The 22,342-nt window shown below is 69.5% G+C and carries 18 protein-coding genes and 6 tRNA genes; 12 read left to right on the top strand and 12 right to left on the bottom strand.

The annotated features are described in order from the left end of the window. Positions 1 to 71 precede the first annotated feature (71 nt). The 3 genes from ACVW19_RS16220 to ACVW19_RS16210 all read right to left on the bottom strand — a co-directional run bounded on the left by ACVW19_RS16220 (position 72) and on the right by ACVW19_RS16210 (position 807). A tRNA-Gly gene (locus ACVW19_RS16220) sits at positions 72 to 144 on the bottom strand. An 80-nt stretch (positions 145 to 224) separates the two neighbouring features. After that, positions 225 to 296, bottom strand: a tRNA-Gly gene (locus ACVW19_RS16215). A gap of 193 nt (positions 297 to 489) precedes the next feature. Continuing rightward, on the bottom strand, positions 490 to 807 hold the full coding sequence (locus tag ACVW19_RS16210) for a histone-like nucleoid-structuring protein Lsr2 (RefSeq protein WP_457460091.1): 318 nt from the start codon (positions 805 to 807) through the stop codon (positions 490 to 492). Positions 808 to 1,158: 351 nt separating this feature from the next. Here ACVW19_RS16210 and purS point away from each other — a divergent pair, with 351 nt between their 5' ends. From purS to purM, 9 genes are all read left to right on the top strand, one after another. Further along, a complete protein-coding gene (purS, locus tag ACVW19_RS16205) occupies positions 1,159 to 1,422 on the top strand; it encodes a phosphoribosylformylglycinamidine synthase subunit PurS (RefSeq protein ID WP_202275301.1) in 264 nt (87 codons plus the stop codon). Further along, positions 1,419 to 2,099, top strand: coding sequence for a phosphoribosylformylglycinamidine synthase subunit PurQ (purQ, locus tag ACVW19_RS16200; protein WP_109376449.1), 681 nt, complete (start codon positions 1,419 to 1,421; stop codon positions 2,097 to 2,099). The genes purS and purQ overlap by 4 nt, the downstream gene beginning before the upstream one ends. Continuing rightward, positions 2,096 to 4,354, top strand: a complete 2,259-nt coding sequence (gene purL / locus ACVW19_RS16195; protein WP_457460090.1) for a phosphoribosylformylglycinamidine synthase subunit PurL — start codon at positions 2,096 to 2,098, stop codon at positions 4,352 to 4,354. Before purQ ends, purL begins: the two co-directional genes overlap by 4 nt. Positions 4,355 to 4,480: 126 nt before the next feature. Beyond that, positions 4,481 to 4,981 (top strand): ArsR/SmtB family transcription factor, encoded by a 501-nt coding sequence (locus ACVW19_RS16190; RefSeq protein ID WP_457460089.1) that lies wholly within the window; start codon positions 4,481 to 4,483, stop codon positions 4,979 to 4,981. A gap of 38 nt (positions 4,982 to 5,019) precedes the next feature. Further along, a complete protein-coding gene (locus tag ACVW19_RS16185; RefSeq protein ID WP_457460088.1) occupies positions 5,020 to 5,859 on the top strand; it encodes a M23 family metallopeptidase in 840 nt (279 codons plus the stop codon). A gap of 9 nt (positions 5,860 to 5,868) precedes the next feature. Continuing rightward, positions 5,869 to 6,666 (top strand): sterol carrier family protein, encoded by a 798-nt coding sequence (locus ACVW19_RS16180; RefSeq protein ID WP_457460087.1) that lies wholly within the window; start codon positions 5,869 to 5,871, stop codon positions 6,664 to 6,666. A 56-nt stretch (positions 6,667 to 6,722) separates the two neighbouring features. After that, positions 6,723 to 7,553, top strand: a complete 831-nt coding sequence (locus tag ACVW19_RS16175) for an META domain-containing protein (RefSeq protein WP_457460086.1) — start codon at positions 6,723 to 6,725, stop codon at positions 7,551 to 7,553. Between the two features lie 62 nt (positions 7,554 to 7,615). Continuing rightward, entirely contained in the window at positions 7,616 to 9,142 is a 1,527-nt protein-coding gene (purF, locus tag ACVW19_RS16170; protein ID WP_457460085.1) for an amidophosphoribosyltransferase, read from the top strand. A 40-nt stretch (positions 9,143 to 9,182) separates the two neighbouring features. Beyond that, positions 9,183 to 10,265 carry a phosphoribosylformylglycinamidine cyclo-ligase gene (gene purM, locus ACVW19_RS16165; protein WP_457460084.1) on the top strand — a complete coding sequence of 361 codons (1,083 nt, stop codon included), beginning with the start codon at positions 9,183 to 9,185 and terminating at the stop codon, positions 10,263 to 10,265. A gap of 176 nt (positions 10,266 to 10,441) precedes the next feature. Here the strand turns inward: purM and ACVW19_RS16160 are convergent, their stop codons facing one another. Both ACVW19_RS16160 and ACVW19_RS16155 read right to left on the bottom strand, forming a co-directional pair. Continuing rightward, positions 10,442 to 10,696: a DUF3073 domain-containing protein gene (locus ACVW19_RS16160; RefSeq protein WP_457460083.1), complete on the bottom strand. Its 255-nt coding sequence runs from the start codon at positions 10,694 to 10,696 to the stop codon at positions 10,442 to 10,444. Between the two features lie 453 nt (positions 10,697 to 11,149). Continuing rightward, complete coding sequence (locus ACVW19_RS16155; RefSeq protein ID WP_457460082.1) at positions 11,150 to 12,247, bottom strand: Leu/Phe/Val dehydrogenase; 1,098 nt, start codon at positions 12,245 to 12,247, stop codon at positions 11,150 to 11,152. A gap of 275 nt (positions 12,248 to 12,522) precedes the next feature. Between ACVW19_RS16155 and ACVW19_RS16150 the strand changes: the two genes are divergently transcribed. Both ACVW19_RS16150 and bldC read left to right on the top strand, forming a co-directional pair. Then, entirely contained in the window at positions 12,523 to 13,377 is an 855-nt protein-coding gene (locus ACVW19_RS16150; RefSeq protein ID WP_457460081.1) for a hypothetical protein, read from the top strand. A 560-nt stretch (positions 13,378 to 13,937) separates the two neighbouring features. Then, the gene (gene bldC, locus ACVW19_RS16145) at positions 13,938 to 14,144 is read left to right on the top strand and encodes a developmental transcriptional regulator BldC (protein WP_003949541.1); all 207 of its coding nucleotides are present in this window, start codon (positions 13,938 to 13,940) and stop codon (positions 14,142 to 14,144) included. A 578-nt stretch (positions 14,145 to 14,722) separates the two neighbouring features. On the opposite strand, the gene ACVW19_RS16140 is transcribed toward bldC, so the two are convergent. The 7 genes from ACVW19_RS16140 to ACVW19_RS16110 all read right to left on the bottom strand — a co-directional run bounded on the left by ACVW19_RS16140 (position 14,723) and on the right by ACVW19_RS16110 (position 21,775). Beyond that, the gene (locus ACVW19_RS16140; RefSeq protein ID WP_457460080.1) at positions 14,723 to 14,995 is read right to left on the bottom strand and encodes a DUF6274 family protein; all 273 of its coding nucleotides are present in this window, start codon (positions 14,993 to 14,995) and stop codon (positions 14,723 to 14,725) included. Between the two features lie 464 nt (positions 14,996 to 15,459). Next, positions 15,460 to 15,534: transfer RNA gene (locus ACVW19_RS16135), tRNA-Asp, on the bottom strand. Between the two features lie 94 nt (positions 15,535 to 15,628). Continuing rightward, positions 15,629 to 19,699 (bottom strand): ATP-dependent RNA helicase HrpA, encoded by a 4,071-nt coding sequence (gene hrpA, locus ACVW19_RS16130; RefSeq protein ID WP_457460079.1) that lies wholly within the window; start codon positions 19,697 to 19,699, stop codon positions 15,629 to 15,631. 101 nt (positions 19,700 to 19,800) lie between these two features. Further along, positions 19,801 to 19,874 (bottom strand) — tRNA-Phe (locus ACVW19_RS16125). Positions 19,875 to 19,898: 24 nt separating this feature from the next. Further along, positions 19,899 to 19,973, bottom strand: a tRNA-Asp gene (locus ACVW19_RS16120). Between the two features lie 35 nt (positions 19,974 to 20,008). Then, positions 20,009 to 20,081: transfer RNA gene (locus tag ACVW19_RS16115), tRNA-Glu, on the bottom strand. An 80-nt stretch (positions 20,082 to 20,161) separates the two neighbouring features. After that, on the bottom strand, positions 20,162 to 21,775 hold the full coding sequence (locus tag ACVW19_RS16110; RefSeq protein WP_457460078.1) for a metallophosphoesterase family protein: 1,614 nt from the start codon (positions 21,773 to 21,775) through the stop codon (positions 20,162 to 20,164). 85 nt (positions 21,776 to 21,860) lie between these two features. Here ACVW19_RS16110 and ACVW19_RS16105 point away from each other — a divergent pair, with 85 nt between their 5' ends. Beyond that, positions 21,861 to 22,211: a metallopeptidase family protein gene (locus ACVW19_RS16105; protein ID WP_055593280.1), complete on the top strand. Its 351-nt coding sequence runs from the start codon at positions 21,861 to 21,863 to the stop codon at positions 22,209 to 22,211. Positions 22,212 to 22,342 lie beyond the last annotated feature (131 nt).

The raw sequence follows: 22,342 nt of genomic DNA, 5'->3' as shown, positions 1-22,342 counted from the left end.
TCGCACGGGCACCGAGAGGGTCACGGCAGCACGAAAAGACCCCGGTCCGATGGACCGGGGTCTGATTCCCGAGCGGACGACGAGGTTCGAACTCGCGACCTCAACCTTGGCAAGGTTGCGCTCTACCAGCTGAGCTACGTCCGCATTGCCCCCGACCGGCTTTCACCGATCGGTGCGAGCACCAGCCTACCTGATCGAATGCGCCGATCGGTACGACTACGCAGAGCGGGTGACAGGAATTGCACACTGCGCCTTCCCCCTGGAAGGGGGATGTTCTACTACTGAACTACACCCGCATGTACTCCGTGAGCTGGGCCTTTCGGCCTGGCCTCGCGGTGTGCTCCAGACTCTAGCTGATCAACGGGGGTGTTGTGCAAGTCGGCTGCCTCGGGGGCCGGATGGCCGGGACCCGGATGGCCGGGACCCGGATGATCGGGGCGCACCCCGCCGCACCGCGCGCCCCGTCACACCCGTCCCGCCGTGCCCGCCTCACTGCGCCGCGGCGAACGCCTCGTAGATCCGCTTGGGGATCCGTCCGCGCGCGGGGACGTCCATCTGGTTCGACAGCGCCCAGGCGCGCACGGCCGCCGGAGCGGGGGCGACCTCCGTCTGCCGGTACGTCCGGCCCGAGCGGGAGCGCTTGCGGCCGGCCTGCACGTAGGGTGCGAGCGCCTTCCGCAGGTCGCCGGCGTTGGCTTCGTTCAGATCGATCTCGTACGACTTGCCGTCGAGTCCGAAGGCGATCGTTTCCGCCGCTTCCGAGCCGTCGATGTCGTCAAAGAGAGTGACCACGACCTTCTGCGCCACGAATAATCGGTCCCTTCGTGCGACGCCTCTGTGGTGACGTCGGTGAGGACGCCCCGGGTGTCGCGGAGATGTCGGCGTCCGCCTGTAAACGGGCAAACCATCTGCTAATGACAATTCATTTGTACAGTGCTCGGCAATGCATTGTGAAGCTCGACTAAATCTTCCCGCGTGTCCGGTGCGCAATAGCGATACGTGACAGATCGCGGATCTTTCCCGGATCTTTTCCCGGGCACCTCCCCGCGACGCCGAATCGTGATCGGGGTCACGTAGATTCCTCCAACTCTACTCGCGTAGAAATTTTGTGCGGGTAGTCTGAAGGGACCTGCTCAGCACCACACACCGGGAGTGCCAGTGGCACGCGTCGTAGTCGACGTCATGCTCAAGCCGGAGATCCTCGACCCCCAGGGCCAGGCGGTGCAGCGCGCACTGCCGCGGCTGGGTTTCGAGGGGATCTCGGACGTCCGTCAGGGAAAGCGATTCGAACTGGAAGTTGACGGGCCGGTCGACGAGGCCGCGCTCGCCCGCATTCATGATCTTGCGGAATCCTTCCTCGCCAACACCGTGATCGAGGACTTCACCGTCAGGGTCGAGGAAGTCTCGGAGGCCGTGAAGTGACCGCTCGTATTGGCGTCGTCACTTTCCCCGGCAGCCTCGACGACCGGGACTCGCAGCGCGCGATCCGGCTCGCGGGCGCCGAACCCGTGGCGCTCTGGCACAAGGACAAGGACCTCAAGCAGGTCGACGCGGTCGTGCTGTGCGGCGGATTCTCCTACGGCGACTACCTGCGCGCCGGGGCCATCGCCCGTTTCTCGCCGGTGATGGACACCGTCATCGAGCAGGCGAAGGCGGGACTGCCGGTCCTCGGCATCTGCAACGGCTTCCAGATCCTCACCGAGGCGCACCTGCTCCCCGGCGGCATGCTGGGCAACGACCACCTGCACTTCATCTGCCGTGACCAGAAGCTGCGGGTGGAGAACGCGGAGACCGCCTGGACCACCGACTACACGGCCGGCCAGGAGATCCACATCCCGCTGAAGAACATGGACGGCCGCTACGTCGCCGACCAGTACACGCTGGACGAGCTGGAGGCCGAGGGCCGCGTCGCCTTCCGGTACCTCGACTTCAACCCCAACGGCTCGCTCAACGACATCGCCGGCATCACCAACGCGGCGGGCAACGTCGTCGGTCTGATGCCGCACCCCGAGCACGCCGTCGAGTCACTGATCGGCACCGGTCGCACCGACGGCCTCCCGTTCTTCACCTCGATCCTCAAGAAGCTGGTCAACGCATGAGCCGGACGCCTCTGGACACGGTCGAGCACGCGGCGAAGACCCCCGACGTCGAGCTGCCCTGGGCCGAACTCGGCCTCAAGAAGGACGAGTACGAGCGGGTGGTGGAGATCCTCGGCCGCCGCCCGACCGGCGCCGAGCTCGCCATGTACTCGGTGATGTGGTCCGAGCACTGCTCGTACAAGTCCTCCAAGGTCCACCTCCGCCAGTTCGGCGAGAAGGCCCCCGAGTCCGACGTGATGCTCGTCGGCATCGGCGAGAACGCCGGGGTCGTCGACGTCGGCCAGGGCTACGCGGTCACCTTCAAGGTCGAGTCGCACAACCACCCGTCGTACGTCGAGCCCTACCAGGGCGCGGCCACCGGCGTGGGCGGCATCGTCCGCGACATCATCGCGATGGGCGCCCGCCCGGTCGCCGTCGTGGACCCGCTGCGCTTCGGCGCCGCCGACCACCCCGACACCAAGCGCGTGCTGCCCGGCGTCGTCGCCGGCATCGGCGGCTACGGCAACTGCCTCGGCCTGCCCAACATCGGCGGCGAGGTCGTCTTCGACGCCTGCTACCAGGGCAACCCGCTGGTCAACGCCGGTGCCATCGGCGTCATGCGGCACGAGGACATCCACCTCGCCAAGGCCTCCGGGCCCGGCAACAAGGTCATCCTGTACGGCGCCAGGACCGGCGGCGACGGCATCGGCGGCGCCTCGATCCTCGCCTCCGAGACCTTCGACGACGCCAAGCCGTCGAAGCGTCCCGCCGTCCAGGTCGGCGACCCCTTCCAGGAGAAGCTCCTCATCGAGTGCACCCTGGAGGCCTTCAAGGAGAAGCTGGTCGTCGGCATCCAGGACCTCGGCGCGGCCGGTCTGTCCTGTGCCACGTCCGAGCTGGCCTCCAACGGCTCCGGCGGCATGCGCGTCGTCCTCGACGACGTACCGCTGCGCGACTCCACGCTCTCGCCCGAGGAGATCCTCATGAGCGAGTCGCAGGAGCGCATGTGCGCGGTCGTCGAACCGGAGAAGGTCGACCGCTTCCTCGAGATCTGCGAGAAGTGGGACGTCATCGCCACCGTCATCGGTGAGGTGACCGACGGCGACCGGCTGGAGATCTTCTGGCACGGCGGCAAGATCGTCGACGTCGACCCGCGCACCGTCGCCCACGACGGCCCGGTCTACGAGCGCCCCTACGCCCGCCCCGACTGGCAGGACGCGCTCCAGGCCGACGACGCGAACAAGCTGCCCCGGCCGCAGACGTCCGACGAGCTGAAGGACCAGGTCCTGAAGCTGGTGGGCTCGCCCAACCAGGCCTCCAAGGAGTGGATCACCCGGCAGTACGACCACTTCGTACAGGGCAACACGGTCCTCGCCCAGCCCGAGGACGCCGGCATGATCCGCGTCGACGAGAAGACCGGCCTCGGCGTCGCCATCGCCACCGACGGCAACGGCCGGTACGCCAAGCTCGACCCGTACGCGGGGGCGCAGCTGGCCCTGGCGGAGGCCTACCGCAACGTGGCGACGACCGGTGCCAAGCCGCTCGCCGTCTCCGACTGCCTGAACTTCGGCTCGCCGGAGGACCCCGCGGTCATGTGGCAGTTCGCGGAGGCCGTGCGCGGTCTGGCCGACGGTTGTCTGCAGCTCGGCACCCCGGTGACCGGCGGCAACGTCTCGCTCTACAACCAGACCGGCGAGGCCGCCATCCACCCGACCCCGGTGGTCGCGGTCCTCGGCGTCATCGACGACGTGGCGCGGCGTACGCCGGTCGCCTTCCAGGAGGAGGGGCAGCTGATCTACCTCCTCGGCGACACCCGTGAGGAGTTCGGCGGCTCGGCCTGGTCCCAGGTCGTCCACGACCACCTCGGCGGCCTGCCCCCGCAGGTCGACCTCGACCGGGAGCGCCTGCTCGGCGAGATCCTGATCTCCGCCTCCCGCGACGGCATGATCGACTCCGCGCACGACCTGTCCGACGGCGGTCTGATCCAGGCCGTGGTCGAGTCGGCGCTGCTCGGCGGCAAGGGCGCGCGTCTGGTCGTACCGGACGGGCTCGACGCGTTCACCTTCCTGTTCTCCGAGTCGGCCGGCCGCGCCGTCGTCGCCGTGCCGCGTTCGGAGGAGGTCCGCTTCACCGACATGTGCGGCGTACGCGGCCTCCCGGCGACCCGCATCGGAGTCGTCGACGGGGACACGGTGGACCTCCAGGGCGAGTTCGCGCTCACCCTCGAGGAACTGCGCACGGTCCACGAGGAGACGATCCCGGCCCTGCTGGCCTGATCTTCGGCCTTCGCCTTCGGGTCTCCCGTACGAAGCCCCCGCCCGGTCCACCGGTCGGGGGCTTCGTCGTTCGCGGAGGCCGACCGGGGCTTGCACGGAATTACGTAGTTACGTAATCTCAAAGCCGTGGAACTCGAAGAGCGCGTCGCCGACCTCGAACGCCGGCTGACGGAACTGGAGGCGGAGCGCCGCGGCGCTCCCCGTCTGGGCGAGGGCGACTTCTGGGCCCTGGACGGCCTGAAGAACCAGCTGGCCGAGCTGACGGCGGCCGACGGAGGCGTGCTGTTCACCGGCGCGGTCCGGCTGCCGACCGGCGAGCAGTACGAGTGGCAGCACGGCGCGCTCACCGAGGGACTGCTGAACGACGACTGGCCCGCCGCCGCCGAGTCGCTCGCCGCCCTCGGTCACCCGGTACGGCTGCGGCTGCTCCGCGAGATCCTCGGCGGCCGCCGCACCGCCGCCGAACTCGCCGAGCTGGACGGGGTCGGCACGACCGGTCAGATCTACCACCACCTGCGCCAGCTCACCGGCGCCGGCTGGCTCCACACCGCAGGCCGGGGCCGCCACGAGGTACCGGCGGGCCGGGTCGTACCGCTGCTGGTGCTGCTGTCCGCGGCGCGGCCCTGACCGGGCCTGTGCCGCACCCGAGACGACCAGGGGGAACCATGTCCGCACGCAAGCTCGCCATGATCACCTTCCGAGGGCTGCAACTGGGCTTCATCACCCTGGTGACCGCCCACATCTGCCTCGGCTGGGACTACCCGATCCTGTGGAACCTGCTGCCGCTGGCCCTGGCCTACGTCCTGATCACCGTGGTCAACCGGTGGGGCGGCGGCGCCCCGGACCACCCGCGCCTCGCGCGTGAACCGGTCGAGGTCGACCCGCCCGTGACCGGCCGCTGGTCCGCGCTGAACAGCCCCGCCGACCGCACCCCGAGCCACGGCACCCACGCCTACGGTCAGACGTTCGCCATCGACATCGTCGCCGAACCCGCGCCGGGCGCCCGTCCCGCCTTCTCCCCGCTGTGGCCGCTCGCCCGACGTCCCGGCGCCTTCCCCGCGTTCGGCGCTCCCCTGCGCGCGGTCGCCGACGCCACGGTCGTCCGCGTGTCCGACGGGCAGCGCGACCACCTCAGCCGTGCCTCGCTGCCCGGGCTGCTGTACCTGATGCTCGTCGAGGGCTCGGTGCGCGAGATGGCCGGAGTCCACCGCATCCTGGGCAACCATCTCGTGCTGGACCTCGGGGACGGCACCTTCGCCGCCTACGCGCACGGGCGGCGCGGTTCGTTCGCCGTCCGCGAGGGCGACCGGGTGCGGGCCGGACAGGTGCTCGCCCGCTGCGGCAACTCGGGCAACTCCTCGGAGCCGCACCTGCACTTCCAGCTGATGGACGGCCCCGACCCGGACACCGCGCGCGGTGTCCCGTTCACCTGGCGCGGCATCGGCGTCCCCCGGGGCGGCGAGGTGTTCGAGGTGCCCGCCGCGACCTCGCAGCGCACCTCCTAGGCTGCCCCCATGCCCCCGGCCAAGAAGCGCACCCGCTCCTACGACCCCGCCAAGACCCGCACCGCCGTCCTGGCCCAGTTCGGGAACGTACGGCAGGCGGTACGCACCCTGGACGCGCTCCACCTCGCCCTGCCCACCCGTCTCGGCGACTGGACCGTACGGGACCTGCTCGCGCACCTCGCCCTGGCCGTCGGGAGCGTCAGCCGGGCCCTGGAGCGGGACGAACCGGCGAAGCCCGAGCTGGCACTGCTGGACTACCCCGCCGCGACCGCCGCCCACGCCGGTGCCGTCGCCGAGGGCTCCCGGGTGCTCGCCGAGGCGACCCCCGACCTCGACGCCCTGTTCACCCGCACTGCGGAGGACCTGACCCGGGACCTCGACGCCGCCCCGCCCACCCGCGTGCTCGCCCTGCGCCCCGGGGCCATGAACCTCACCGACTACCTGGTCACCCGCACCGTCGAGCTCGTCGTCCACGCCGACGACCTCAACGCCGCCGTGCCCGGCCTCGACGTCCCCCACGACCGCCAGGCCCTCGCCGCCTGCACCCGGCTGCTGGCCGACACGCTCGCGGCGAAGGCGCCCGGCGGCTCGACGGAGGTGCGCATCCCGCCGTACGCGGTCGTGCAGTGCGTGGCGGGGCCGCGGCACACCCGGGGCACCCCGCCCCACGTCGTCGAGACCGACCCGCTGACCTGGATCCGCCTGGCCACCGGGCGCACGGTGTGGCAGGACGCGGTGGCCGACGCCAAGGTGAGCGCGAGCGGGGAGCGGGCGGACCTGGGACCGTACCTGCCACTGATGACGTGAGGTGACGGCGGTCGACGTGAGGGGAACCGGAAGTACCCCGTCTCCGTCGAAGCGGCATGTACACACAAAGGAACAACCGGCACAAAAGGCGCACCGCTCTCGCGGCGGCCACCGCCGCCCTCTCCGTCCCCTTCGTGGCGGCCTGTGGCGGTGAGCAGGCAGGCGCGGGAGCGGACGCCGGGCGGGCGAGCGCGGTCGGTGCGACGACGGGCGCGGCGGAGCGGTCCCTCGCCGGCTTCCGCTGGAACGTCGACAGCATCACCGCGAACGGCACCACCCTCCGCGCCCCCGTCGACTCACACATCACCATCGAGGACGACGGCCGGACCAGCGGCCGGTACGCCTGCAACTACTTCCGCGGTGAGACCGGCTTCGACGGAGACCGGGTCCGGTTCAGCATCGACACCACCCTGATGGCCTGTGACGACGAGCCGCGCAGCACCTTCGAGCGCACCCTCGCCCGCGCCCTCAAGGAAGGCGCTCTGAAGGCCCGGGTGAACGACGACCGGCTGACCCTCACCGCCGACGACGGCACCACCGTCCGTCTCAGCGAGGGCGACGCGGACACCCCCCTGCACGGCACGAAGTGGAAGATCACCACCCCCGACTCCGAGAGCCACGCCCACCTCACCTTCGACGAGGAGGATGGCACCGTCTCCGGAAGCCTCGGCTGCAACAAGGTGAACGCCGACGCCACCGTCCGCGACGGCCATATCACCGTCGGCACGCCCACCACGACCCGAATGGTGTGCGAAGACTCACTCATGAAGACCGAGAAGCGGCTGCTGCGGTTTTTCGACACCACGCTCAGCTATCGGGTCGATCACCGGAGCATGACGCTGACCAGGGAGAACGGTCCGTCCGTCGAATTCTTCGCCCCCACGTGATCCGGGGCTGAGGTGGTGTACCCAATTCGGACCAGCACTCGACCTCGCCTACACTCGGTGGCGTGCCACGTGGTGACGGACGACTCAACCACGACCTGCTCCCCGGAGAGAAGGGCCCCCAGGACGCCTGCGGCGTCTTCGGTGTCTGGGCTCCGGGCGAAGAGGTCGCCAAGCTCACGTACTTCGGGCTCTACGCCCTCCAGCATCGGGGCCAGGAGTCCGCGGGTATCGCGGTCAGCAACGGCTCCCAGATCCTCGTCTTCAAGGACATGGGCCTGGTTTCCCAGGTCTTCGACGAGACCTCGCTCGGTTCGCTCCAGGGTCATATCGCGGTCGGTCACGCCCGCTACTCGACCACCGGCGCCTCCGTGTGGGAGAACGCCCAGCCGACGTTCCGTGCCACCGCGCACGGGTCGATCGCGCTCGGCCACAACGGCAACCTGGTCAACACGGCCGAGCTCGCCGAGCTGGTGGCCGAGCTGCCCAAGGAGAACGGCCGCGCCCCGAAGGTGGCGGCCACCAACGACACCGACCTGATAACCGCCCTGCTGGCCGGCCAGCGCGCCGCCGACGGCGAACCGGTGACCGTGGAGCAGGCCGCGCACGTGGTCCTTCCGCAGGCCAAGGGCGCCTTCAGCCTCGTCTTCATGGACGAGAACACGCTGTACGCCGCCCGCGACCCGCAGGGCATCCGCCCGCTGGTCCTCGGCCGGCTCGAGCGCGGCTGGGTCGTCGCCTCCGAGTCCGCCGCCCTCGACATCTGCGGCGCCAGCTTTGTCCGCGAGATCGAGCCCGGCGAGTTCGTCGCCATCGACCAGAACGGACTGCGCTCTTCCCGATTCGCGGAAGCGAAGCCCAAGGGCTGTGTCTTCGAGTACGTGTACCTGGCCCGCCCGGACACCGACATCGCCGGCCGGAACGTCTACCTCTCGCGCGTCGAGATGGGCCGCCGCCTCGCCAAGGAGGCGCCCGCCGAGGCCGACCTGGTGATAGCGACCCCGGAGTCCGGCACCCCGGCCGCCATCGGCTACGCGGAGGCCTCCGGCATCCCCTTCGGCAACGGACTGGTCAAGAACGCGTACGTCGGCCGGACGTTCATCCAGCCCTCGCAGACCATCCGCCAGCTCGGCATCCGCCTGAAGCTGAACCCGCTCAAGGACGTCATCAAGGGCAAGCGCCTGGTCGTCGTCGACGACTCGATCGTGCGCGGCAACACCCAGCGCGCCCTGGTCCGCATGCTCCGCGAGGCGGGCGCCGCCGAGATCCACATCCGGATCTCCTCGCCGCCCGTGAAGTGGCCGTGCTTCTTCGGCATCGACTTCGCGACCCGCGCCGAGCTGATCGCCAACGGCATGTCCGTCGAAGAGATCGGCACCTCGCTCGGCGCCGACTCCCTGGCGTACATCTCCATCGACGGCATGATCGAGGCGACGACCATCGCCAAGCCGAACCTGTGCCGCGCCTGCTTCGACGGCGAGTACCCGATGGAGCTGCCCGATCCGGAGCTCCTCGGCAAGCAGCTCCTGGAGTCGGAGCTGGCCGCCGGTACGGCCGCACCGGCCGCGCTCGACGCGATCCGCCGCCCGTAACCCCCTGCCCTGCCGTAACGAGACGAAGGCTCTCCCAGTCATGTCTGAGAACACTGGCGCCGGCCACGCGGCGGCGTCGTACAGGACCGCGGGCGTCGACATCGACGCGGGCGACCGAGCGGTCGAGCTGATGAAGGAATGGGTGAAGAAGGCGAGGCGCCCCGAGGTCCTCGGCGGCCTCGGCGGTTTCGCCGGGCTCTTCGACGCCTCCGCCCTGAAGAGGTACGAGCGTCCCCTGCTCGCCTCCGCCACGGACGGCGTCGGCACCAAGGTCGACATCGCCCGCCGCATGGGCGTCTACGACACCATCGGACACGACCTGGTCGCCATGGTGATGGACGACATCGTGGTGTGCGGTGCCGAGCCGCTGTTCATGACCGACTACATCTGTGTCGGCAAGGTCCACCCCGAGCGGGTCGCCGCCATCGTCAAGGGCATCGCCGAAGGCTGTGTGCTGGCCGGCTGCGCCCTGGTCGGCGGGGAGACGGCAGAACACCCCGGCCTGCTGGGCGAGGACGACTTCGACGTCGCGGGCGCCGGTACGGGCGTCGTGGAGGCAGACCGGCAGCTCGGTCCGGACCGCATCCGCAAGGGTGACCGGGTCGTCGCCATGGCCGCCTCCGGGCTCCACTCGAACGGGTACTCGCTGGTCCGGCACGTCCTGCTGAACCAGGCCGGGCTCGCTCTGGAGAGCCGGATCGACGAGCTGGGCCGCACTCTCGGGGAGGAGCTCCTGGAGCCCACCCGGATCTACTCGCTGGACTGCCTGACCCTGATCCGCACCACCGAGGTGCACGCCTTCAGCCACGTCACCGGCGGCGGCCTCGCGGCCAACCTGGCCCGCGTCGTCCCGGACGGGCTGCACGCGGTCGTGGACCGCTCCACCTGGAGCCCGGCCCCGATCTTCGACCTCGTCGGACGGACCGGTTCGGTCGAACGCCTGGAGCTGGAGCGCACCCTCAACATGGGCGTCGGCATGATCGCGATCGTGCCGGAGGAGTCCACGGACGCGGCGCTGACCACGCTGGCCGACCGTGGTGTGGACGCCTGGGTGGCCGGCGAGATCACCGACCGCGGCGAGCACACCACGGGAGCGGCACTGGTGGGTGACTACGCGAGCTGATGCGGGACGAGCACGCCGAGCAGCAGGCCGAGCACGGTGACTCACCACGCGGACCGGCGGACCGGGGCCAGTGGACCCGGTACCACCGGGCCGCGCCCGGAGTCCGGGACGTGCGGGTAGCACAGAACCCGGTCGGTGACCGGAGTCACCGACCGGGCTGATGAATCAGTGCAAGGTCAAGCGCCACGACGTTGGGGAGGGGACTGGCCGTCCTCGTCCTCGTCGTCGTCCTCATAGAGGTCGGCGTACCGTGCGTACAGGTCGTCGTCCTGCTCATCGTCCTCGATCGGGTCACCGTTGACATTCGGTGATGTGTTCGAAGGCGATGCACCCAGCTCCTCGGCCAGACGTGCGAGGTCCGTCCCGCCGCTGTTGTACTTCAGCTGGCGGGCGACCTTTGTCTGCTTGGCCTTGGCCCGGCCGCGCCCCATGGCTCGACCCCCTCAACGACGGGGCTCGACGGCCCCAGAGTCTTGACACGCGTTCATAGTCCGGAACGGACTCTCCGTGGAGAGGCCGGTCCGTAGGGCTCCCACGGTACCTGAGCCCACGCCCATACGGTACGTCGCCCGCATGACGTGCCCCCTTCCGTGACCCTTACGGCACCCTGTTCTCGCAGGTCAACTGCGATTTCAAGCACTTGTCGAGGGCCGACCCGCCGGAAGAAGTGAGAGTTCTCTCGAAGTGCCCCGCCGCGGGTACCGGCCAAACGTACGAACAGCGTCCGGACCGGGGGCGGGGGCGGACCCGCCGGCCCGCCCCCGCCCCCGTCCCGCATCCGCGTTCCTGTCCACGTTCTTGATCTACGTTCTTGATCTACGTTTCCGTCTGCGGTCCTGGCTGCGTTTCCGTCCGTGCTTCCGCCTGCGTTTCCGCAGCCCGACTCAGCGGGCCGCGCGTGCCGCGCGGGCCTCCGCCATCCGCTGCTCGGCGATCCGGTCGGCCGCCGCGGCCGGCGGAATCCCGTCGGCCTTCGCACGTGCGAAGATCGCGAGCGTGGTGTCGAAGATCTTCGCAGCCTTCGCTCTGCACCGGTCGAAGTCGAAGCCGTGCAGCTCGTCGGCGACCTGGATGACACCGCCGGCGTTCACCACGTAGTCCGGCGCGTAGAGGATCCCGCGGTCGGCGAGGTCCTTCTCCACACCCGGGTGGGCGAGCTGGTTGTTGGCGGCGCCGCAGACCACCTTGGCGGTCAGCACCGGCACGCTGTCGTCGTTCAGCGCACCACCCAGTGCGCAGGGGGCGTACACGTCCAGCCCCTCGGTCCGGATCAGCGCCGCGGTGTCGGCGACGGCCGTGACGCCCTGCGGGTGCCGGTCCAGGACCCGCCGCACGGCGTCCTCGCGCACGTCGGTGACCAGGACCTCCGCGCCCTCCTTGCGCAGGTGTTCCACCAGGTGGTGGCCGACCTTGCCGACGCCCGCGATGCCGACCTTGCGGTCGCGCAGCGAGGGGTCGCCCCACAGATGCTGGGCGGCGGCCCGCATGCCCTGGTAGACACCGAAGGAGGTGAGCACCGAGGAGTCGCCCGCGCCGCCGTTCTCCGGGGAGCGGCCCGTGGTCCAGCGGCACTCGCGGGCCACGACGTCCATGTCCGCGACGTAGGTGCCGACGTCACAGGCGGTGACGTACCGGCCGCCCAGTGAGGCGACGAACCGGCCGTAGGCGAGCAGCAGCTCCTCGGTCTTGACCGTCTCGGGATCCCCGATGATCACTGCCTTGCCGCCGCCGTGGTCGAGACCGGCCATGGCGTTCTTGTACGACATCCCGCGGGCGAGGTTCAGCGCGTCGGCGACGGCCTGCTCCTCGGTCGCGTACGGGTAGAAGCGCGTACCGCCGAGGGCGGGGCCCAGGGCGGTGGAGTGGAGGGCGATGACGGCCTTGAGGCCACTTGCACGGTCCTGGCAGAGCACGACTTGCTCGTGACCGCCCTGGTCCGAACGGAACAGGGTGTGCAGGACGCCGTCAGATACGTCGGTCACGGTGGTGACTCCTGAGTAAGTAGCGGCGGGTGGGCGCAGATCCCGAAAGCTCCCCCGCCGCTTGTGGCGATGGGGGAGCCTGCGGAGGCTGTGAGCACGAGATTAGGCCCTGCCGTGGCCGAGAGCGGCGCCGTGTCCAGGATCACGTTCTCGTGGTCACTCCCGGGGTGCCGCCGTGCGACCATTTGCCTGGATTGCCCGTGTGCCCGCGTCACCCGCGCGCGCGTGAGCGGGCCCGCAGGTTTTCACGCCGGTGCGCGGGGGAGGGAGCAGGCGTGCCCAAGGTCTCCTCGGTGGTCGTCCCCTACGCGACCTATCTGCGCGTGTACGAACCACTGGCCGCCTTCCCGGAACCGGAGCGCGGTCACTGGGCCCGCTACGCCCGCCGCACCGACCTCCCCTCCTACCAGGACGAACTCCGCCGGGCCCTGGCCGACGTCGTACCCACCCCACCGGTCCCGGTTCCGGTGCGGGAGAGCGACGACGCGTTCGTGCTGGAGGTCGACGGAGTGGTCTGCGTCTGCCCCTGGCGCACCCGGCTGCGCGGCTGGCAGGCCCTGGGCGAACTCGCCGAGGAATTTCCCCTGCCCGTCCTGGACGCGCTCCTGCCCCCGTTCGTGCGACGCCAGGCCGCCGAGGACTACGAGCGCTGGCTGACCGCCCACCCCGACGCCAGGCCGTGGATCCGCACGGCGACCTGGCAGGTGCCGATCAACTGGTTCGTACTGGTCTCGGACGAGGAGCGCGAGTACGACAAGGGGTGCGCCGAGGAGGGTTCCACCGGGGCTCCCGTACTGCGCTACCGGACGCCCATGGTCGAGGCGCGGCGACGGGTGGCGCGCGGGTTGCGGGCACTGAAGGACACCATGGACGGAGGGCCGCTGATCGACGGCCTGGTGGACGTCGGGCGCTGGCTGGAGGAGTTCCATCCGCGCTCACTGGTCGAGCTGGACTACGGCGGCCTGGTGCACGCCCTGCCGGCCGGCGTCCTGGAGGGCGACCACTCGGCGGCCGACGTGGCCGAGGGGATCGCGGCCCTGCGCCGCGGCGACGGGGTGGCCGCGGGGGAGGCCTACGGGCGACTGGTGGAGCGGTGGCGTTCCGTACGGGATCTGCGGTCGGCCAACTGACGCCCGCCGCACGGCCGAGGTGACGAACGGGCGTTTGACCAAACGCCCTTCTTGGGGTTTTGTCGTCGCCCTGAGGTGTCGTCAGCCCGAACCCGACAACGGACGTAGATGCCGATCCGGGCGTATGTCCCAAGCGGGTCAAGCGTGACGGACCGCACGTACGCGGGCCTTGCGCCCCTTGTACCCCCTCGTGCCAAAATAGGACAAGGAGTCCGGGAGGGCTCCTCCGTCCTGCTGTGCTCGGCTATGGGCGGAATCTCGGCATTGCACGCTTTGGGGGGTCGAGTGACTCCTGATCTCGCCTGTGACTGATCGTCACAAGCGAGTGACTGTCCGCTATGGCATGGTCCATCGGCTTCCGCGGCTGATGAACACCTGGGAGGGCAATTCCATCGGTTTGGCCGACGCGGCTGGACGGATGGTGTAGTTGTAGTGCCGAGGACAAGCCGTTCGTCCTATAACCGACTCGACCCGCGTCCACCATTTCGGGCAACGCGGGTCAAGGTGCAGAATTTAGAGGAAAGAACCGAGAAGGTTCGGTTCTCCCGAGGAGGCCGCTCATGACCGCTCGCACCCCTGATGCCGAGCCGCTGTTGACCCCGGCTGAGGTCGCCACCATGTTCCGCGTGGACCCGAAGACGGTCACGCGTTGGGCGAAGGCCGGCAAGCTCACGTCGATCCGCACGCTCGGCGGGCACCGCCGCTACCGCGAAGCTGAGGTCCGCGCCCTGCTCGCGGGCATTCCGCAGCAGCGCAGCGAGGCCTGAACAACTGAATAACCCGGACAAACCGGCTGGTCCCCCAACTGGTCGAGGCGTCCGGAACCACAGCTCCACACGACACGGGGACTGCCCCAACAGGCCCCTCTCCCACGCCGGACGCAACTTTCCCGGCAGCTGCACAGGGTGCGTCGTCGATCGCGCTGGACTCCGCCGAGTCCAGCGCGATTTTTTTGTGCGGTGGGCCGCCGGCCGGTCGGCGTGAACGCTCGGTGATCGGCGCTGGTTGCGGTCCCGGAAAGGCCGGCCGGGTGGGGCGACGGGTGCTTCGTGCGCGAGCTTGTCCGACTCCGGGAGCGACTGTGAGGCCATCTGTGCGGAGGCTGGTGCGGGCCCCTGAGGGTAGTGCAATTGCACATATTAAATTGACTTGGCGTAGGACGGGAGTAAGTACCGCACATTCCAAAACTCATGTGGTGACACCCGTCACATACCGACTGGGTTGTTGAGCCACCGGCATATGCGCTAAAGGGGACGGGCGTTGGGGGCGGGGCGAGCAACTCGGCGGCGGGGCCCGGCAACTGGGTGGCCGGGGTGCCGGGCGAGGTGGTGGTCCGGGCGGTCGGCTAGGCGGTCGCGGCGCCCTCGCCCTCGACGGGCTCCGGTGGCCGCTCTGTGCCTTCGGCGCTCTCGGCGCTCTCGGCGCTTTCGGTGCCTTCGGCGGATTCCGCGTGTTCGGCGGGGCGGGGGGTGGAGTCGTGGGGAGCGGAGTCCATCGCCAGCCGCAACAGGCGGTGGCAGACAGGACAGTGGCGGGTGAGATGCCCCCCGAACGACGACGCGGCCGACAGGTGCGCGCGGAGTAACGCCCGCGTTTCGTGCCTGGCCGATGCGGCCATGTGCCACCTCCAGAGGGCCGCACGGAGAGCGGCCTGCCCTGCTGTCCGGGGTACCCAGGGAATGCCGCCCCGTCAAGGCGCAGGGTGTTCCGTCGGGAAGCCTCAGAGGCGCTCGGCGCGGGGCGCGGGGTCCTCGAACACGCAGGACCGCCTGAAAGGCCCTCACGCCGCCGGTGAGGGCCTTCGGGCGATGAACCGCAACACCGGCGAGGGGGATGCGCGGGAGGGGGCGACGGCGAAACCTGGTGAGAAGGGCCTCACCACGACAGCGGCCGCGGGCGCGGCCTGGTCTCGGGTGGGGCGAAAGGGCCCGCACGTATGGTGCGGGCTTCTTGGTGGAGGTGGTCCTGACGGGATTTGCCGTGTTCGACGGCGGCTGCCGCCGCGGGCGCGGCCTCTGTCGGGGCCTGGTCGCCTCATGACGAAGGGGCCCGCACCATATGGTGCGGGCCCCTTCGGGAAAGCGGTCCTGACGGGATTTGAACCCGCGGCCTCCACCTTGACAGGGTGGCGAGCACTCCTAACTGCTCCACAGGACCAGGTTTCGCGGCGCGATTACCGTCTTGCGCTGCGAAAAGAGACTGTACAGGAGTGGTGGCCCGCTGGTCGAATTCACCCTGCGTGCCGCTTCGGTCACGGAACGGCGGCGTCGATCGCCTTCACGATCCGCTTGTCCGACACCGGGTACGCCGTGCCCAGCGCGTGGGCGAAATAGCTGACCCGGAGCTCCTCGATCATCCAGCGGATGTCCAGCACCTGCTGCGGCACCGGCCGCCCCTGCGGCATCTGCTCCAGCAGCCAGGCGTACTCGTCCCGCATCTCCCGGACCTTCTCCATGCGGGTCGTGTCCCGCTGGACGTTCGTCGGCATCTGCTGCAGACGACGGTCCACGGCCACCAGGTACCGCATCAGGTCCGGCAGCCGCCGCAACCCCGTCTCCGTCACGAACCCCGGCTTCACCAGGGCGTCCAACTGGCCCCGCACATCCTGGAGGTTCGCCAGCAGCGCGGGGCTGCGCACGCTCTTCAGCCGGCGCTCACACGCCTGCCAGGCGGCAAGTACCTGCTGCACCTGACCCACCGCGCGGACGGTCGTGTCCACGATCTCCGCGCGCACCTTGTCGTACAGCTTGCGATACGACTCCTCGTCCCACACGGGCCCACCGAAGTCCGCGATCAGCCGGTCCGCCGCCGCCATCGCGCAGTCGTCGAACAGCGCCTGGATCGAACCGTGTGGATTCGCCGACAGAGCGAGCTTCTGGGGGTTCGTCAACTTTTCGGATGCGAACTTCGCGGGACTCACCAGGATGTTGCGCAGGATCAGCCGACGCGTGCCCTTCCACATCGCCGGCTGCTGCTCCGCCTCCGTGTCGAAGAGCCGTACGGAGACCGTGTCGCCGTCGTCGACCAGTGCCGGGAACGCCTTCACCGGCTGACCGGCCCGCCGTGTCTCGAAGACGCGGGTCAGTGTGCCGACGGTCCAGTCGGTCAGCCCCGTACGCTCCAGGGACTCGCCACCCCGGCGTTCGGCCGTGGCGGCCGCCGCCCGCGAGAGCGCCTGGCGGGCCTTCGGCTTGAGTCGGAGCCGGAGCGCTTCGAGGTCCTTGTCCTCGTCGAGCTTGCGACGACGCTCGTCGACGATCCGGAACGTGACCTTCAAATGGTCGGGGACCTTGGACCAGTCGAAGTCGTCCGCGTCGAAGGGCACCCCGACCATGCGCCTCAGCTCACGCGCCATCGTCGTGGTCAGCGGCTCCTGCAGAGGAACCGCTCTCTCCAGGAACGCCTTCGCGTAGTTCGGCGCCGGCACGTAGTTGCGGCGGATCGGCTTGGGGAGGGAACGGATCAGCTCCGTGACGACCTCCTCCCGCAGACCCGGGATCTGCCAGTCGAAGCCCTCCTCCGTGACCTGGTTCAGCACCTGGAGCGGAACATGGACCGTCACCCCGTCCGCGTCCGCACCCGGCTCGAACTGGTACGTCACCCGGAACGTGAGGGCACCCTGCCGCCAGGAATCCGGATAGTCGGCCTTGGTGACGGCCTCCGCCGACTCACGGATGAGCATCTCGCGCTCGAAGTCGAGGAAGTCCGGCTGCTCGTGCCGCTTGCGCTTCCACCACGAGTCGAAGTGGGCCCCCGACACGACGTGCTCGGGAACCCGCTGGTCGTAGAAGTCGAACAGGGTCTCGTCGTCGACCAGGATGTTCCGGCGCCGCGCCCGGTGCTCCAGCTCCTCGACCTCGGTGAGCAGCCTGCGGTTGTCCGCGAAGAACTTGTGGTGCGTGCGCCAGTCGCCCTCGACCAGGGCATGGCGGATGAACAACTCGCGCGACACCTCGGCGTCGATCCGGCCGTAGTTCACCTTGCGGTGGGCGACGATCGGGACGCCGTACAGCGTGACCTTCTCGTACGCCATCACCGCGGCCTGGTCCTTCTCCCAGTGCGGTTCGCTGTACGTGCGCTTCAGCAGATGCCCGGCGAGCGGCTCGACCCACTCCGGCTCGATCTTCGCGTTGACCCGGGCCCACAGCCGGGACGTCTCGACGAGTTCCGCCGACATCACGAACCGCGGCGGCTTCTTGAACAACGCCGAACCGGGGAAGATCGCGAACTTGGCGTTGCGCGCTCCCAGGTACTCGTTGCGCCCGCCGCCGTCCTTGCGCCCGCTTCCGTCCTTGCGCCCGGCCGCACCGGAGTCCTTCGACTCCTTCACGTCCTTCATCCCGATGTGGGAGAGCAGACCCGCGAGCAGCGAGACATGGATGCGGTCCCCGGGCGCGTCCTCCTCGTTGAGGTGGATGCCCATCTGCTTGGCGACCGTGCGCAACTGCGTGTAGATGTCCTGCCACTCACGGATCCGCAGGAAGTTCAGATACTCCTGCTTGCACATGCGCCGGAAGGACGACGAGCCGCGCTCCTTCTGCTGCTCGCGCACATAGCGCCACAGGTTCAGATAGGCGAGGAAGTCACTGGTCTCGTCCCGGAACCGGGCATGCTGCTGGTCCGCCTGGGTCTGCTTGTCGGCCGGCCGCTCACGCGGGTCCTGGATGGACAGCGCCGCCGCGATCACCATCACCTCGCGGACACAGCCGTTGCGGTCCGCCTCCAGCACCATGCGCGCCAGCCGCGGGTCGACCGGAAGCTGGGCCAGCTTCCGCCCGGTCTCCGTCAGCCGCTTGCGGGGGTCCTTCTGCGCCGGGTCCAGCGCGTTGAGCTCCTGCAACAACTGCACGCCGTCCCGGATGTTCCGGTGGTCCGGCGGATCGATGAACGGGAACTTCTCGATGTCGCCCAGACCCGCCGCCGTCATCTGCAGGATGACCGACGCCAGGTTCGTGCGCAGGATCTCCGCGTCCGTGAACTCCGGGCGGGCGTCGAAGTCGTCCTCGCTGTACAGCCGGATGCAGATACCGTCCGACGTGCGCCCGCAGCGGCCCTTGCGCTGATTGGCGCTGGCCTGCGACACCGGCTCGATCGGCAGCCGCTGCACCTTGGTCCGGTGGCTGTACCGGGAGATACGGGCGAAGCCCGGGTCGATGACGTACTTGATGCCCGGCACCGTCAGTGACGTCTCCGCCACGTTGGTCGCGAGAACGATCCTGCGGCCGCTGTGCTGCTGGAAGACACGGTGCTGCTCGGCGTGCGAGAGCCGCGCGTACAGCGGCAGCACCTCGGTGAACCTGTACTGCTTCTTCGTCAGCGCGTCCGCCGTGTCCCGGATCTCCCGCTCACCGGAGAGGAAGACCAGGATGTCGCCCGGGCCCTCGGCCATCAGCTCCTCGACCGCGTCCGTGATCGCGGTGACCTGGTCACGGTCGGCGTCCTGCGAGTCCTCCTCGAGCAGCGGCCGGTACCGCACCTCGACGGGATACGTACGACCGCTGACCTCGATGATCGGAGCGTCGCCGAAATGCCGGGAGAACCGCTCCGGGTCGATGGTCGCCGAGGTGATGACGACCTTCAGGTCCGGGCGCCGCGGCAGCAGCTGGGCGAGATACCCCAGCAGGAAGTCGATGTTCAGCGACCGCTCGTGGGCCTCGTCGATGATGATCGTGTCGTAGGCGCGCAGCTCCCGGTCCGTCTGGATCTCGGCGAGCAGGATGCCGTCGGTCATCAGCTTCACGAAGGTGGAGTCCGGACTCACCTGGTCGGTGAACCGCACCTTCCAGCCGACGGCCTCCCCGAGCGGAGTGTCCAGTTCCTCGGCGACACGCTCCGCCACCGTGCGGGCGGCGATCCGGCGGGGCTGCGTGTGCCCGATCATCCCGCGGACGCCCCGGCCCAGCTCCATACAGATCTTCGGAATCTGCGTGGTCTTGCCGGAACCCGTCTCGCCCGCGACGATCACCACCTGGTGATCGCGAATGGCCTCGGCGATCGTGTCCTTCCTCTGGCTGACCGGCAACTGCTCCGGATACGTGATCGCCGGAACACGTGCACGCCGCTCGGCCATCCGCTCCTCGGCCTTCGCGACCTCCGCCTCGATCTCGTCGAGCACGGCGGTCCGGGCCTCCGGCTTGCGGATCTTGCGTGCGCCTTCGAGCCTGCGCCCGAGCCGCTGCGCATCGCGCAGTGAGAGCTCGGTCAGGCGGGAGGCGAGGGCGCCGAAGGAGGGGGCACCGGAAGCGGGGGCACCGGATGAAGCGGCACTGGAAGAGGGGGCGTCGGAGGGGGACGCGGAAGCGGAGACAGGTTGCGTGGACATACGGGAACCAGGATCTCATCATCGAGAATTTTGTGGCCAACAGTTTTGGCGGTGCGGCGCACGCGAACACCCCCTCCGGAAACCCGGAGGGGGTGTTGTTGTGGCTGGGGCCGGGGTCGAACCGGCGACCTATCGCTTTTCAGGCGATCGCTCGTACCAACTGAGCTACCCAGCCACGAGGTTTCACGTGAAACCTCAGCGGTCCTGACGGGATTTGAACCCGCGGCCTCCACCTTGACAGGGTGGCGAGCACTCCTAACTGCTCCACAGGACCAAGCTTCGTACGACAGTGTCGCACAGGGTGGTGCGTGCCCCCAACGGGATTCGAACCCGTGCTACCGCCTTGAAAGGGCGGCGTCCTAGGCCGCTAGACGATGAGGGCTATCGGCCCGCCTGGGCGCCTCTCAGCGCGTCGGGGACGTGAGAAGCATATGGGATGGCGGGAGCGATCGCCAAAACGGTTTACGGGGCGCTTGTCGAGGGAGGCCGGGACGGGGACTGGGTCGGGGGTTCGGAGGGGGACTCGGAGGAGGACCCGGACGGCGTCGCGCCCGGCTGGTTCTCCTCCGGGAGATGGCGGCTGACCTCGGCTGTCGTGAGACCCAGGCCGCCCAGCTTGATCGCGTCCCAGGCCTGGAGGCGGCGTGTGTCGCGGTCGAAGTAGAGGATCGAGGTCTCGATCGGGTCGGGGTGTTCGCCCTCGACCGCCCGCAGGCCGCTGCCCCCGGTGGAGCCTTCGGTGCGGAGCCGGGTGCCGTACTTCATGACCTCCGTCTTCTGGCGGTGGATGTGCCCGGCCAGGACGAGGGGCACCGTGCCGTCGACCTCGCGGGCCGCCGACGGTTCATGGGCGACGGCCACGTCGACCGGGGTGCCGGCCGCCTTCTGGTCGCGCAGGGCGGAGGCGAGGCGGGCGCCGGCGAGTTCCTGGGACTGCTCGGCTCCGGGTTTCCTGGACCGGTCCGGGGTGAACTGGGGGTCGCCGATGCCGGCGAAGCGCAGGCCCGCGATGCTTTCGGCCCGGCCCTCGTCCAGGACGTGGACGTTCTTGAGGCCTTCCAGATAGCGCTGGGTGACCAGGGAATCGTGGTTGCCGCGGACCCAGACATAGGGGGCTCCGAGGTCCTCGACGGGGTCGAGGAAGCCGTTCTCGGCGGCGGTGCCGTGGTCCATGGTGTCGCCGGAGTCGACGATGACGTCCACCTGGTACTGCTCGACGAGCGAGGCGATGATCGCCCAGCTCGCGGGGTTGAGGTGGATGTCGGAGACGTGCAGGACCCGGATGGTGGTCGGGTCGGGCTGGTAGGCGGGGAGCGTGGAGGTGGCGTCGTAGAGCTTCGTCACGTTGGTGACCAGGCGGGCCAGCTCTTTTTGGTAGACGTCGAACTCGGTGACGATGCTGCGGGCGTTGCCGACCAGGGACGGCGCGGAGGAGAGCAGCCCGGAGAACTTCGGCTCGAGGACGGAGTCCGGGTTCCAGGTGGCGTACGCGGTGCCGCCGGACGCGGCCAGCAGGGTGAGGGCGAGGCCGCCCGCGGCCAGGGCGCGGCGGGGCCGGCGGTAGACGATGAGGCCGAGCGCGGTGGCGCCGGTGACGACGGCGACGACGGAGCGTACGGCGAGGTCGGCGGTGCCGCGGGCGATGTCCTGGGTGACTTCGTCCTGGAGCCCGGAGAGGCGTTCGGGGTGGTCGACTAGGGCCTGGGCGCGGGCGGGGTCGAGCTGGTCGACGTTGACGTCGAGGCGGACGGGGGCGTTGTGGCTGTCGAGTTCGAGGGCGCCCAGGGGGGAGACGTTGATCTTCGTGCCGCCGGTGAGGGAGGGGCGCAGGGTCATGGTCGTGTCCATGGGGCCGACCGGGACCCGGACGTTGCCCACGACCAGCAGGCCGAGCCAGGCGCCCAGCAGAACGACGGCGATGAGTCCCAGGACCCGCTTCCAGGGGCGGGGGCGGGAAGCGAGCGCGGTGGTCGTCATGGGAGGAGCAGGGCGGCGGGAGCGGCGGCGACTGAGGGCGCGCGGGCCCCTTGGGAAGCGGTGTCGGAGGTTCCTGACTGCGGAGGGGACGCGGACCATTGATCCCGTATGCCCATACGGAGTACTCGATATGCGGGGTGTCCGACGGCGCTCGTACGGACGGGTCATGGCTGACAATGGCGGTGTGCTGGAGATGACGCGTGGGGAGTTCGAGGAGCTGGTGGCCGAGGCACTCGACCGGATTCCGCCGGAGCTGACGAGGCTGATGGACAACGTCGCGGTGTTCGTCGAGGACGAGCCCCCGGCGGACGATCCCGAGCTGCTGGGGCTGTACGAGGGAACTCCGTTGACGGAACGGGGCGAGTGGTACGCCGGCGTGCTGCCGGACCGGATCACCATCTACCGGGGGCCGACCCTGCGGATGTGCGAGTCCCGGGAGGACGTCGTCGCGGAGGCGGAGATCACGGTGGTGCACGAGATCGCGCATCATTTCGGGATCGACGATGCCCGACTGCACGCCCTCGGCTACGGGTAGGTCACCGGTCTGTCACTGGTGCGTCGTTGGCGTGTCCTCTTGCGGGCGGCTGGAGTTGGACACGTCGACCCAGCATCGCAACCGGAGGTGGCCTCGTGCGCCCCTTGTACGTACCTGTCCGCCTGGCCGTC

The sequence above is a fragment of the Streptomyces sp. TE5632 genome, from assembly GCF_054061295.1.
This window is presented reverse-complemented; position numbering and strand designations above follow the sequence as displayed.

Coding starts and splice junctions, on each gene's coding strand:
- purL (WP_457460090.1), top strand. CDS start 2,096: ATGAGCCGGACGCCTCTGGACACGGTCGAGCACGCGGCGAAGACCCCC.
- ACVW19_RS16185 (WP_457460088.1), top strand. CDS start 5,020: ATGTCCGCACGCAAGCTCGCCATGATCACCTTCCGAGGGCTGCAACTG.
- ACVW19_RS16180 (WP_457460087.1), top strand. CDS start 5,869: ATGCCCCCGGCCAAGAAGCGCACCCGCTCCTACGACCCCGCCAAGACC.
- ACVW19_RS16175 (WP_457460086.1), top strand. CDS start 6,723: ATGTACACACAAAGGAACAACCGGCACAAAAGGCGCACCGCTCTCGCG.
- purM (WP_457460084.1), top strand. CDS start 9,183: ATGTCTGAGAACACTGGCGCCGGCCACGCGGCGGCGTCGTACAGGACC.
- ACVW19_RS16160 (WP_457460083.1), bottom strand. CDS start 10,696: ATGGGGCGCGGCCGGGCCAAGGCCAAGCAGACAAAGGTCGCCCGCCAG.
- bldC (WP_003949541.1), top strand. CDS start 13,938: ATGACCGCTCGCACCCCTGATGCCGAGCCGCTGTTGACCCCGGCTGAG.
- ACVW19_RS16140 (WP_457460080.1), bottom strand. CDS start 14,995: ATGGCCGCATCGGCCAGGCACGAAACGCGGGCGTTACTCCGCGCGCAC.
- hrpA (WP_457460079.1), bottom strand. CDS start 19,699: ATGTCCACGCAACCTGTCTCCGCTTCCGCGTCCCCCTCCGACGCCCCC.
- ACVW19_RS16110 (WP_457460078.1), bottom strand. CDS start 21,775: ATGGTCCGCGTCCCCTCCGCAGTCAGGAACCTCCGACACCGCTTCCCA.